Source organism: Halomonas sp. NYA30, from assembly GCF_976980765.1.
Genome location: NZ_OZ334477.1, coordinates 3,737,995 through 3,750,705, shown reverse-complemented (window position 1 = coordinate 3,750,705; position 12,711 = coordinate 3,737,995). Strand labels below are relative to the sequence as shown.

At 54.0% G+C, this 12,711-nt stretch carries 10 protein-coding genes; 7 read left to right on the top strand and 3 right to left on the bottom strand.

Features of this window, described 5'->3' with window-relative positions:
• Window positions 1-93 precede the first annotated feature (93 nt).
• The 5 genes from ACWI0H_RS17455 to ACWI0H_RS17435 all read left to right on the top strand — a co-directional run bounded on the left by ACWI0H_RS17455 (window position 94) and on the right by ACWI0H_RS17435 (window position 5,128).
• Window positions 94-1,443, top strand: a complete 1,350-nt coding sequence (locus tag ACWI0H_RS17455; RefSeq protein WP_485874063.1) for an MFS transporter — start codon at window positions 94-96, stop codon at window positions 1,441-1,443.
• Window positions 1,444-1,487: 44 nt separating this feature from the next.
• Entirely contained in the window at window positions 1,488-2,015 is a 528-nt protein-coding gene (locus ACWI0H_RS17450) for a retropepsin-like aspartic protease family protein (protein WP_008957564.1), read from the top strand.
• Window positions 2,016-2,099: 84 nt separating this feature from the next.
• Window positions 2,100-2,279, top strand: coding sequence for a PLDc N-terminal domain-containing protein (locus ACWI0H_RS17445; protein WP_101147575.1), 180 nt, complete (start codon window positions 2,100-2,102; stop codon window positions 2,277-2,279).
• A gap of 474 nt (window positions 2,280-2,753) precedes the next feature.
• The gene (locus tag ACWI0H_RS17440) at window positions 2,754-3,512 is read left to right on the top strand and encodes a winged helix-turn-helix domain-containing protein (RefSeq protein ID WP_008957562.1); all 759 of its coding nucleotides are present in this window, start codon (window positions 2,754-2,756) and stop codon (window positions 3,510-3,512) included.
• Between the two features lie 20 nt (window positions 3,513-3,532).
• Complete coding sequence (locus ACWI0H_RS17435) at window positions 3,533-5,128, top strand: ATP-binding protein (RefSeq protein WP_485876257.1); 1,596 nt, start codon at window positions 3,533-3,535, stop codon at window positions 5,126-5,128.
• Here the strand turns inward: ACWI0H_RS17435 and ACWI0H_RS17430 are convergent.
• Window positions 5,091-6,029 (bottom strand): LysR family transcriptional regulator, encoded by a 939-nt coding sequence (locus ACWI0H_RS17430; RefSeq protein WP_101147573.1) that lies wholly within the window; start codon window positions 6,027-6,029, stop codon window positions 5,091-5,093. The genes ACWI0H_RS17435 and ACWI0H_RS17430 overlap by 38 nt on opposite strands.
• A 99-nt stretch (window positions 6,030-6,128) precedes the next feature.
• On the opposite strand from ACWI0H_RS17430, the gene metE reads away from it, so the two are divergent.
• Window positions 6,129-8,426: a 5-methyltetrahydropteroyltriglutamate--homocysteine S-methyltransferase gene (metE, locus tag ACWI0H_RS17425; protein ID WP_101147572.1), complete on the top strand. Its 2,298-nt coding sequence runs from the start codon at window positions 6,129-6,131 to the stop codon at window positions 8,424-8,426.
• 90 nt (window positions 8,427-8,516) lie between these two features.
• Here metE and ppk1 read toward each other — a convergent pair whose 3' ends face one another.
• Together ppk1 and hemB are read right to left on the bottom strand one after the other, a co-directional pair.
• Window positions 8,517-10,706: a polyphosphate kinase 1 gene (gene ppk1 / locus ACWI0H_RS17420; RefSeq protein ID WP_035562061.1), complete on the bottom strand. Its 2,190-nt coding sequence runs from the start codon at window positions 10,704-10,706 to the stop codon at window positions 8,517-8,519.
• Between the two features lie 121 nt (window positions 10,707-10,827).
• Complete coding sequence (gene hemB, locus ACWI0H_RS17415; RefSeq protein WP_035562063.1) at window positions 10,828-11,838, bottom strand: porphobilinogen synthase; 1,011 nt, start codon at window positions 11,836-11,838, stop codon at window positions 10,828-10,830.
• Window positions 11,839-12,006: 168 nt separating this feature from the next.
• Here hemB and elbB point away from each other — a divergent pair, with 168 nt between their 5' ends.
• A complete protein-coding gene (gene elbB, locus ACWI0H_RS17410; RefSeq protein WP_101147571.1) occupies window positions 12,007-12,666 on the top strand; it encodes an isoprenoid biosynthesis glyoxalase ElbB in 660 nt (219 codons plus the stop codon).
• The last annotated feature ends 45 nt before the right edge of the window (window positions 12,667-12,711 follow it).

Here is a 12,711-nt window from a genome sequence, read left to right as displayed (position 1 = left end):
GGTCATCTGTCACCTCTAATATGCCAACGCAAGCCGTGGCATATTGCTGGCTCCACCTGCTAGGCTTACGACTTCCTCTGTGAGAGTAAACTAATGCTGCCTGCTACTACTGCTAAGGCGATGAATGGCTACGCATCGCGTCGAGAGATTTTCGGTTGGGCGATGTTTGATTTTGCCAACCAGGCTTACACGCTTCTGATCATTACCGTGGTCTTTGGCGAGCTATTTACCACGGTCATCGTCGGGGATCGGGGTGATAACTTCCGACTTGCCAACTTCTTATGGAGCCTTGGTCTGGCTATCAGCTATCTGATGGTAGTGATCACGGCCCCATTGTGTGGCGCGGTGATGGACTACCGGGCTGAGAAAAAGCGTTTTCTGCTCATCAGCTATCTTGCCACCGTGGTCACGACGGCCATGCTGTACTTTGTTGAACCCGGCTACGTCATTATTGGCCTGCTATTAATTGTGCTGTCTAATTACGCTTATTCCATGGGGGAGTCGTTTATAGCCGCCTTTTTACCTGAACTGGGGCCGCCAGAGTCGCTGGGTAAAATTTCCGGCTTTGGCTGGGCGTTAGGCTACATTGGCGGACTATTTGCAGCAGGCTTTACTCTGGTGGTGCTAGGTGAGGCAAGCGCGGATAATTTTGAACGTATACGCTGGGTGGGTCCCTTTGCCGCTGGTTTTTTTCTGATTACGGCTATCCCTACTTTTTTATGGTTAAAAGAGCGTGGTGCGCCTCAGCCTCGTGGCGTCTCGTACCGTCATATTGCCTTGAAGCGGGTGACATCCACGCTGCATGAACTGCGTTATTTCAAAGACCTGGCCGTGTTTTTAATATCGCTGTTGTTCTCAATGGCCGGTGTTTACATCATTATCGCGTTTGCATTTATCTATGGTGCCCAAGTGATTGGCTGGGACGAGAATGTACGCAATATCATGTTTATTATTGTTCAAGTTACCGCGGCGGCGGGGGCGCTGGGGTTTGGTTGGTTACAGGATCGGCTAGGTGCCAAGCACACTTACCAAATGACGCTGGCGCTCTGGGTGCTGGCGATTATTGCCATCTGGGCAACCCCGGAGCTTACCCAGTGGATCAACGAACAGTTTGAGGTGCAGTGGCAGGCCCAGTACGTATTCTTGGTAGTGGGTTGCTTGGCGGGGCTGAGCCTTGGTTCTAGCCAATCTGCCAGCCGGGCACTGGTTGGTCTATTTTCACCGCTGGAAAAATCAGCTGAGTTTTTCGGTTTCTGGGGGTTGGCCAATAAGTTGGCGGGGGTGTTTGGTATCGTCATGCTGGGTGTGTTGCAAACGCTCATTGGCTTGCAAGCGTCTATTCTATTATGTGTGGCCTTGTTCGTTATCGCGATGCTTATTTGCGCTAAGGTCAACGAGCGCCGCGGCCGGGAGGCTGCGCTTGCCTGGGAAAACACACAATAGGGATAGCAGGGTGCCCCTACGCCCCTACCTCTGCGAGGTGAACGATGGTGACGCAGACAGCAACGCCAATAGCACAGCGTGGTGGCATCGTCATGATGCTGTTGTTTTGGGTGCTGTTAATGGCCGTTGGGACGTGGTGGATACACGGTGGCCTGGAGGAGATGATGCGCCCCAACGCCAACATCGTGCATACCTTGCCTGCGGGTGAGCCGATTACCTTAAAGCGTAATCGTGCTGGTCATTTTGAGGCGCCCGGCCGAATTAATGGTGAGCCCGTCACCTTTTTGCTCGACACGGGCGCCACTTATGTAGCGGTATCGGCCGCTTTGGCCGATGAGCTGGGCTTGGCGCCGGGGCGCAGTGCTTGGTTTAATACCGCCAATGGCCGAGTAGAAGGTACCTTAACCGAACTGGATGAGGTTTCCCTGGGCGGGTTAAAAGTGCAAAATGTACAGGGGTCTATTAGCCCTGGCATGGATCGCGACACCGTCCTGCTCGGCATGAGTTTTTTGAACCTCTTGTCGATTGAAATACAGGCAGGTGAGATGGTGTTAAGCCTTCCCGAGCAGTGAGTTCAGCTTGTGAAGGTGGAGTTGATAGCAAGAGTTAAACAGCTAGGTTTCAGAAACAGAGTGCCAACACGCTAAGGAGTTGCTATGGGCATTGAAGTAGGTGGATTATTAGGACTAATTTGGCTTATTATCGTTATTTGGGCCATCGTCAAAGTGGCCAAAAGCGATGCAGGTGGTTTTGCTAAACTGATCTGGATTCTAGTATTGCTGTTCTTCCCATTGATCGGTTTGATTGCGTGGTTCTTGTTTGGTCCGAAGGGATAGCGGCCTAGCTGAGTGCGATCAAATGAAAAAGGCAGGCCTGTGATGGCCTGCCTTTTTGTTAATTTGAGGCTTACTCACTGAATAAAGGACTACTCAATAGAGCATTACTCAATTGTGTCGTTTCCTTCACCGGGTGGTGCTTTATAATGCCCGGGTATTTTTAACTTTTCCCCGTTGGGCAGGTCGCGCACTTGGGTTGGAATGTAAACACGTTTAATAACACTTTTCGTTTTGCTACTTCCCATGGCAGGTTCCTCTGTCAAATTGTCGACAGTTAGCGTTTCTACATTAGCTTCCGTTGCTGTGAGAATCAAGTGTCAGGCCTTCCGGATCCATCAATAAGCGCAATGATAACGACAGAGGCAGGTGTTTTGATGGTTTTGAGTTATCCTGAGAGCCAACAATAGGACACCTGCGTTGTTACTGGGTGAGCGGGTGAAAAAATAAACAGCCTAAGCGGAGTGCAAAAAGAGGATGGTAGATCATTTGGAACAGCAGTTTCAGGCGCTTGAGTCGCAAGAACCTGTCATGCCTGACTATCCCGATCAAGATCATGTCCTGATCATTGAAGATGATCAGCGCTTGGCGGAACTTACCCGTGATTACTTGGAAGCGAATGGCTTTCAAGTAACGCTGGAAGCTGATGGGGCGAAAGGGGTTGACCGTATTTTAACTCTGCAGCCCGATTTAGTCATTTTAGATCTAATGCTGCCAGGTGAAGATGGTTTGGCTATTTGTCGTCGCGTTAGACCTAACTTTGCTGGCCCGATCATGATGCTGACCGCGCGCACCGACGACCTGGATCAAGTCTTGGGGCTTGAGATGGGCGCTGATGACTATGTGCCGAAACCTGTTCAACCGCGGGTACTGCTGGCGCGTATGCGAGCACTGCTACGTCGCGCTGATGGGCCTGCACCGGACGGTGAAATGCGGTTGCGCTTTGAAAACCTAGAGATCGATAACGCGACCCGCGAAGCCTGGCTCTCTGGGGAGCGTATCGACCTAACCAGCGCTGAGTTTGACCTGCTGTGGCTGTTGGGCCGAAATGCCGGTCGAGTGCTTACCCGTGAAGAGATATTCAGTGACTTACGGGGAATTAAGTATGACGGCCAGGACCGCTCTATTGATGTTCGTGTGTCGCGTATCCGGCCTAAAATTGGCGATGACCCTAATCAGCCTCACCGAATTAAAACCGTGCGCAGTAAAGGTTATCTCTTCGTTAAAGACAGTTGATCATGCAGAGGGAAGGCATCATGCGGCGGGTGCTCAGTAACGGCTCGTTTTTACGCTTCTATTTGTTGCTGGGCGTAGCGTTGTTGGTGGTGTTTGTGATTGCGTTAGCAGGGCGTTCGTTTATCGAGCAGGTGCGCCGCGAAGATTACCGCGAGCAGCTAGCTGCGTTACCTATGTCGCTGATGACGCAACAATTAGCCGACCTGCCTGCAGGCCAGCGAAACGCTTTGCTTGCGCGTTTTTCCGAGCAACTTGAGTTGCAGTTGACCCTGCAGCCTATCAACGAAGCTGATCTTGGCTATTTTGAGCGATCACGTCTAGAGCAGGGCAAGATACTGGTTGCCGAGAGGCCGTGGTTATTACAGCAACGCTTACCGGGCGATACATGGTTACTGCAAGCCAGGCTTGAAGAGTGGAGTGAGCATCAGTGGCACGGCAGCATTGCTCTGTTGGGGGACTGGCTCGCGGCTGCGCCCGAAAATGAGCGAGAAAACCGCATCGCCCAGTTGCGCCAAGGCAGCTGGCCGCTTCAGCTATTGTCTACTTTGCCAGCCGGGCTATCGCCCCAGCAGCAGGCCCAACTGGCGAGTGGCGGCGTCATCACTCAGTTAGTCTCTGATAAGCTCTCCATCACGCTGCTTTATCAACTGCCAGGCGAATCCCAGTGGCTGCAAGCTGGGCCTATCTCGCGCGGCGATACACTGCCACCTAATTTGCACCTGCCGCTTCTGGTGGGGCTGATGATCGTGCTCAGCCTGATCATCTATTTAATTATGCGCAGTATTGAGGCCCGTATGGCGCGGCTAGAGCTGGCCGCGACAAGGATCGCCAGTGGCCGTTTGGAAACGCGGGTAAAAGTTGAAAGCGGTGACTTTTTAGGGCGGTTAGGCATGGCGTTTAACGGCATGGCCAATCAAGTGCAGAGCCTGCTGCGTGGTCAGCAAGAGATGATTCGCGCGGTCTCCCACGAGCTGCGTACCCCGGTCGCCCGTATTCGCTTTGCCGTACAGATGGTCGAAGATATGACCGACCAGCCTGCTATTCGCCGTCAGTTGCAGGGCATTGATGCAGATATTGCCGAACTTGATGAATTAGTCGATGAAATACTCACCTATGCACGCTTAGGCGGTGAAACGGTCAATGGCGCTGAACTTGAAACGTCACTGGTGGAGTGCCGTGCCATGGCGGAACGCGTGATTGATACCCTTTCACCGCTGCATAAAGAGTTAACGTTAACGCTGGCGCCCGGTCCTGAAATTGAGCTGTTGGCGGAGCCACGCTATCTTCAGCGCGCCCTGCAGAATTTAGTCGGTAATGCCTGTCGGCATGCCAAGTCTCAGGTGGTGATTCAGCTGTGGGACGAGCCTAACTTGGTGCGTATCGATGTCGAAGATGACGGCCCGGGTATTCCGCCCGAAGCGCGGGCAGATATCTTTAAACCGTTCGCCCGGCTGGATGACAGCCGCGCCCGCAGTTCCGGCGGCTACGGGTTAGGGCTTTCGATTGTGCAGAAAATCATGGCCGGGCACGGCGGCAGCGTAACCATCGATACCAGCCCCACCCTGTGCGGTGCGCGCTTTACGCTGCTGGTTCCCCGTCGCGATCCGCTGGCTTAACCCCCGTCAGCACCGCAAAGGAGGTTTCCCGCGCGGTGCGCAAAAAATCCTGCATCCACGGCGCTTCCCTGGTCTCTTCACGAATCGCCGCATACAGCGTGCTCCATACCCCATGCTCGCCCAGCTTTACCGCGCTGACGTAATCGCGTTCTAAATACTCGGTGAGCGCCCAGTTGGGCAGCGCGCATACGCCGCGCCCACTGGCTACTAACTGCATCATCATAATCGTCAATTCGGCGGTGCGGATCTCCCGAGGGCGTACATTCGCCGGTTGCAAAAACTGAGTAAAAATATCCAACCGTGATTGCTCAACGGGATACGTGATCAAGGTTTCATCCGCCAGTGCCTGGGGCTCTATAAAGCCCTGGCCTGCAAAAGCGTGCTGGCGGGCGACGGCTAATAATCCTTCATAGCGAAACAGCGGGGCGTAGTGAATGCCATCAAGCGGTTGGGGGTCGGCGGTGATCACTAGATCCAACTGCTCGCGGGCAAGCGCTGGAAGCGGGTCGAAGTGGTGGCCACTGGGAATATCGATTTCCACCTCCGGCCAGTGATCGCGAAAGTAATCCACCGTCGGCATCAGCCACTGAAAGCAACTGTGGCACTCAATGGCCATATGCAAACGCCCCTGCTCGGTGCCTGCCAAGCGCGCCAAATCCCGCTCTGCTTTGCGTACCTCGGGCAATACTTGATCGGCTAAGGCGAGCAGCCGTAAGCCTGCGCGGGTAAATTCCACAGGGCGGGTTTTGCGCACGAATAGCGGGCTATCCACGCGGCTCTCCAAGTCTTTCAGCTGGTGAGAAAGCGCCGATTGGGTTAAATGCACGCGCTCGGCAGCATCGACCAAAGAGCCGGTTTCGCGCAGAGCCAGCAGGGTGCGTAGATGTCGCAGTTCAATCATTGTGAGTATTTTTCATTTTTACTATTAGAAACTTTAGTTTGATTCACTAAGGCGTGGTGCCCAGACTGTGTGAATTCATTCACGTTGGTAGGGTTCATCATGACAGTTTCTCATATTCTCGGCTATCCCCGTATCGGTGCTCAGCGCGAACTCAAAAAGGCCACTGAGGCATACTGGAAGGGCGAATGCACTCGTAGCGAACTTGAAAGCACTGGTCGCGAGCTTCGCTTGCGCCATTGGCAGGCGCAGCAGGATGCTGGGCTGGATTTTGTTAGTGTTGGTGATTTTGCTTTTTACGATCAAGTGCTTAATGTTTCAGTTGCGCTGGGTGCCGTACCTGCCCGTTTTAATGCCCAGCATGAAGTGGCTGGTGGCGATATCGACCTCGACACCACCTTTCGCATGGCCCGGGGCCGCGCCCCCAGCGGTGAACCCGCCGCCGCCTGTGAAATGACTAAATACTTCGATACCAATTACCACTACCTCGTCCCCGAACTACACGAAGGGCAAACCTTTAACCTGGCTTCGAACCGCCTGTTCGACGAGGTGGATGAAGCGTTACGCGCGGGTTTTACTCCGAAAGTAACGCTAACCGGGCCGCTAACGTGGCTATGGCTGGGAAAAACCAAGGGCGGTGATTTTGATCGCCTGACGCTACTAGACAGCGTACTCAACGTGTATGGCGAAATATTAGCGCGGCTCGCTACCCAAGGCATTGAGTGGGTGCAGCTGGACGAGCCCGCGCTGGTGCAGGATCTCCCGTTGGCGTGGCAGCAGGCCTATGAGCGTGCCTATCATCGTCTTCAGTCAGCACCGCTAAAGCTGCTGTTAGCTACTTACTTCGGTGGCCTGGGCGACAATCTTTCATTAGCTACCCGTTTACCCGTCGCTGGGTTGCACATCGACGCCGTGCGCGCGCCGCAACAAGTCGAGAGCGTGATTGACCGTCTTGGCCCGCATCAGGTGCTGTCAATAGGGTTTGTTGACGGACGCAATATTTGGCGAGCCGACTTAGCTGCATTGCGAGAACGCTTGCTGCCGTTAAAAGTGCGCCTTGGGCAGCGGCTTTGGTTGGCGCCGAGTTGCTCGTTGCTGCATGTGCCGGTAGATTTGGCGCAGGAAACAGAACTCGGTGAGGAGCTCGTGAGTTGGCTGGCTTTCGCGCAGCAAAAGCTGGCGGAAGTGGTCACCCTGGCGCGGTTGATTGATAACCGTACCATGCCTGAGGATGAGCAGCGTTTGGATGAAGCAACCCGAGCGTTGGATGCCCGGCGTGAATCAACGCGTATCCACCAGGCAGCGGTTAGTGAGCGGCTGGCCGCGATTAGCCCTGCCGATAGCCAACGACAGGCGCCCTACAGCGTGCGTGCTGACGCACAACGGCGAGCGCTTAAGCTACCGTTGTTCCCGACGACGACAATTGGCTCTTTTCCGCAAACCGATGAGATTCGTGCTGCACGGCGCGCGTTTAAAGTCGGCGAGTTGTCATCAGCTGACTACGAAGCCCGCATGCAGGATGAAATTGCTTACGCGGTTGAGCGTCAGGAAGCGCTGGATATCGATGTGCCAGTGCACGGCGAAGCCGAGCGTAACGACATGGTGGAGTATTTTGGCGAACAGCTTGAAGGGTTTGCCTTTACCCGCTTTGGCTGGGTGCAGAGCTACGGTTCACGCTGTGTTAAGCCGCCGGTTATTTTCGGCGACGTTTCACGCCCTGCGCCCATGACCGTTCGCTGGAGCCAGTATGCGCAAACCCTGACCAGCAAGCCCATGAAGGGGATGTTAACGGGGCCGGTGACGATTCTGCAGTGGTCGTTTGTCCGCGATGACCAACCGCGGGAAACCACCTGCCGCCAGATTGCCTTGGCGTTGCGCGATGAGGTATTGGATCTGGAAAAAGCTGGGATCAATGTGATTCAAATCGATGAGCCGGCGCTGCGCGAAGGGCTGCCGCTACGCCAGCATGAGTGGCAGGCATACCTGGATTGGGCAGTCGAGAGCTTTCAGCTAAGTGCCGCAGGCGTTGCTAACACCACGCAAATTCACACCCATATGTGTTACTCGGAGTTCAACGACATCATCGGTGCGATCGCCGCACTCGATGCCGATGTGATCACCATCGAAACATCGCGCTCGGATATGCACCTGCTGGACGCCTTCCAGGACTTTGCTTATCCCAACGAAATCGGCCCAGGGGTTTACGATATCCACACCCCGAATATTCCTGAGGTGAGCTGGATGGTCGATTTGATGGAAAAAGCCTTAGAGAAGATCCCGGCTGAGCGGCTATGGGTAAACCCGGACTGCGGCCTGAAAACGCGCGGCTGGGCGGAAGTAGAGCCAGCGCTGGCTAATATGGTCGAAGCTGCCAAAGTACTGCGCCAACGCTATGCGTAAACGGTTGTAAATACTTTGATTAAGCCTTTCTGGTGAGAATCAACCCCGCTAAAAAGCGGGGTTTTGGCTTAAAAACTAGCTTGTCGACACTTAGCTTTTCGATGCGTAGGCGTAGAGCAGGGTTTCCTGGGCGCTGATGGCATCGCTTTTACCTGGATCCTGAAGCTGGTAGCTGCCGTCGGTCTGTAGCAGCCAGCTCTGGCAGTTATCCACCATGTAGGTTTCGAGATCCTTGCGCACACGGGTGGCGAGCTTCTTATCCAGCAGCGGGAAGCACGTTTCAACACGGTGAAACATATTGCGCGACATAAAGTCGGCGCTTGAGCACCAAGTCTCCGATTTGCCATCATTGTGAAAGTGGAATACACGGGTGTGTTCAAGCAGACGGCCAATAATGGAGCGCACACGAATATTCTCGGAAACCCCCGGCACCCCAGGCTTCAAACAGCACATACCGCGAATAATCAAATCGCACTCAACCCCCGCCTGGGAGGCACGGTAGAGCGCTTTGATAAGTTTAGGCTCGGTTAACGAATTGCATTTAATGATGATATGGGCGCGTTTACCCTTGCGCGCTATTTGCGCTTCACGGTCAATCATTTCCACTAGCCGCTCGTGCAGCGTGAATGGCGCATGCAACAGCGTGTCAATTTTGCGTGCGCGGCCCATCCCCGACAGCTGCTGAAACACTTTATGCACATCGGCGCACAGCGCTTTATTGGCAGTCAGCAGGCTGTAATCGGTATACAGTTTGGCGGTTTTTGAGTGGTAATTACCGGTGCCGAGGTGCGCGTAGTAGCACAGCTCGCCTTTTTCGCGGCGTACTATATGCAGCATCTTGGCATGGGTTTTATACGCCATAATGCCGTAGACAACGATTGCCCCCGCTTCCTGCAAACGAGAAGCCAGCTGTAGATTATCGGCTTCATCAAAACGCGCACGTAGTTCAATGACCACGGTGACTTCTTTGCCCTGGCTAGCCGCTTCTACCAGCGCGCTAACGATAGGCGAGTCTGAGCCCGTACGGTATAGCGTCTGCTTTATAGCCAGTACATGCGGGTCGCGGGCGGCTTCGCGCAGCAGGTCTTCAATCGGAGTAAATGATTGAAAAGGGTGATGGAGCAGAATGTCACTCTTAGCAATAGCATCGAACAAGCTGCCCGCTTTGAGCGCTTTCGGAATGCTGGGAGTAAACGGGCGATAGAGCAGTTCTGGACGGTCCACATCACCCAGAACTGACATCATGCGGGTTAAATTCACCGGCCCTTTGACCCGATATAAATCGTCGCTCTCAAGCTCAAATTGACGCAGCAGAAAATTAGTTAAGTCATCGGGGCAGCTGTCCGCCACTTCCAGCCGCACACCGCTGCCATAACGGCGTGCCAGTAGTTCGCCACGCAGCGCGGAAGCAAGGTCTGAGACTTCCTCAGGGTCAACGCTCATATCCGCATTGCGGGTCAAACGGAACTGGTAACAGCCGCGCACGCGCATGCCGGGAAATAGCTCATCGGCATGGGCATGAATCATCGAGGACAGGAACACATACTCGGAGAAACCCTCTTCGCATAACTCCTTCGGTAGCGCCATTAAGCGAGGCAGCGAGCGTGGGGCTGGTAGAATAGCCATACCTCCGGCGCGGCCAAAGGCATCTTTGCCTTCCAGCTCAACAATAAAGTTAAGACTTTTATTGACCAGACGCGGGAAGGGATGCGAAGGGTCGAGACCGATGGGGCTAATAACCGGCATAATTTCGTTATCGAAAAACGCCCGCGTCCAGGCCTTTTGTTGATCAGTCCACTGATCGCGACGGCGAAAGCGCAACCCATGAGTCTCCAGGGCGGGCAACAAGGTATCGTTGAGTATTTGATACTGGCGATCAATTTGCGTATGTGCGATCTGAGAAATCTCGGCCAATACGGCTTTAGGCAGTCGGCCATCGGCCGCGGTGGTGTCGTCGCCAAGGGCGATCTGGTGCTTTAATCCCGCTACGCGAATTTCGAAAAACTCATCCATATTGGATGAGAAAATCAGCAAGAACATCAAGCGGTTGAGCAACGGGTGGGCATCGTCTAGCGCTTGTTCCAGCACGCGGATATTGAACTGTAGATGCGACAGCTCGCGATTGAAGTAAAGCTGAGTGTCGTCAAGGTCGGTTTCAGGCAACGTGTCACGCGCTTGAACCCCGGTGGGGGTGCGGTTAATTCGTAGCGGCATATCGCCGTCGCTGCTGGTTTGATCAGTAGACGATAATGGTAAAGAATCTGTCGCTTGCTCGTCCATGGTGGATCTCCCCGCGTTGATGGCTCGAAGGTATCATAGCCTGATACTTGTATAGGAAGGCAGTATGCGGGGAGAAGATGACAAACAAGTGTCACCTTGTTGTCATCTTTGTCGCAGTAGTTTAGTGGCGCTGTAATAAACGCGCTGCGTCGAGAGCGAAATAGGTCAAAATTCCATCGGCACCTGCTCGTTTGAAGCACATCAATGATTCCAAAATCACCGGTTCCGCTTCCAGCCAGCCATTGTCGAAGGCGGCGCGATGCATGGCGTACTCACCGCTGACTTGATAAGCGAAAGTCGGCACTTTTAGCTCAGCTTTTACACGGCGAACGACATCCAGGTAAGGCATACCCGGCTTGACCATCACCATGTCGGCGCCTTCGGCGATGTCCATGGCTACTTCATGCAATGCTTCATCGCTGTTGGCAGGGTCCATTTGATAGGTGCGTTTGTCGGCTTTGCCCAAGTTGGTGGCTGAGCCAACGGCATCGCGGAAGGGCCCATAGTAGTGGGAGGCATACTTGGCGCTATAAGCCATAATCCGCACGTTGTGGAGATGTTCCTGTTCCAACACTTGGCGGATCGCGCCGATACGCCCATCCATCATGTCGGAAGGCGCCACCACGTCAGCGCCCGCTTCGGCATGGGAGAGTGCCTGTTTAAGCAGCGTATCCACCGTGCGGTCATTCTGCACGTAGCCGTGTTCATCAAGAATGCCGTCCTGGCCGTGGCTGGTATACGGGTCGAGCGCCACGTCGGTGATAATGCCGAGTTCGGGCAGGGCTGCTTTAAGGGCGCGCACGCTACGCTGTACTAAGCCGCTGGCGCTATAGGCCTCTTCGGCTAACTCAGTTTTGTGCTCAGGGCCGACAACTGGAAAAAGCGCCAACGCAGGGATGCCCAGTTGATAAGCTTCGCGGGCTTGCTCAATCAGTAGGTCGATCGAGAGCCGCTCCACACCGGGCATTGAGGCCACCGCTTCACGCTGGTTGTCGCCTTCCAGTACAAACACCGGCAGGATCAAATCTGACGGGCTAAGGCTGTTCTCCTGCATCAAGCGGCGTGAAAAATCATCGCGGCGCATTCGACGCATGCGTGTGGCGGGGAAGTGACGGGGGGTAGGTATGCTCAAGGGGTGTCTCCATTAAAGAACGCAAATGAGGGTGCCCGAAGGCCTGAATGGAGTATATCAGCCATACCCTGCGGCGAAAGCCGTCTTGTGGCAACAAGGTAGACTGACTAAAGTGAGCAATTGCTTTGCTGTATTGCAATCGGCAGACCCTGGGATAAGGAGATAGGCATGACCAAACAGGTGGCGGTGATTTTAGCTGGCTGCGGCGTTTATGATGGTTCAGAGATATATGAGACGACGTTAACGCTGTTGCGCTTGGATCAGTTGGGTATTGGTTACCACTGTTTTGCCCCGGATATAGAACAGCATCACGTTATCAATCACCTCACGCAAGAGGTGGCGGAAGGTGAACAGCGTAATGTGCTGCAGGAGTCTGCCCGCTTGGCGCGTGGAAACATCCGCCCATTGAGTGAGCTAGACGCTGATAACTTCGATGCAGTGATTGTGCCCGGTGGTTTCGGTGTCGCCAAAAATCTGTCGGATTTCGCCAGTGCCAGCGACAATATGCAGGTGCTGGAAGCACTAAAAGAGTCGCTGTTTGGTTTTCGTCAAGAGGCCAAACCCATTGGCTTGATGTGTATTTCCCCCGTACTGGTGCCCCGTCTATTGGGTGACGGTATTGCAGTGACCGTGGGTAATGATCCGGCGGTTTCCGGGGCGATTAGTGCCATGGGCGGGTTGCATCGCAGCTGTGCAGTAGAAGATATTGTCGTCGACCTTGAGCACCGCGTGGTGACCACGCCTGCTTATATGCTGGCTACGCGCATTAGTGAAGCGGCCACTGGTATCTTTAAATTGGTAGATCGTATTGCTGAAATGATGGATTAAGTACGCCGTTGCATTTTAGAACATCGTATTGCAGATAAGAAAGCC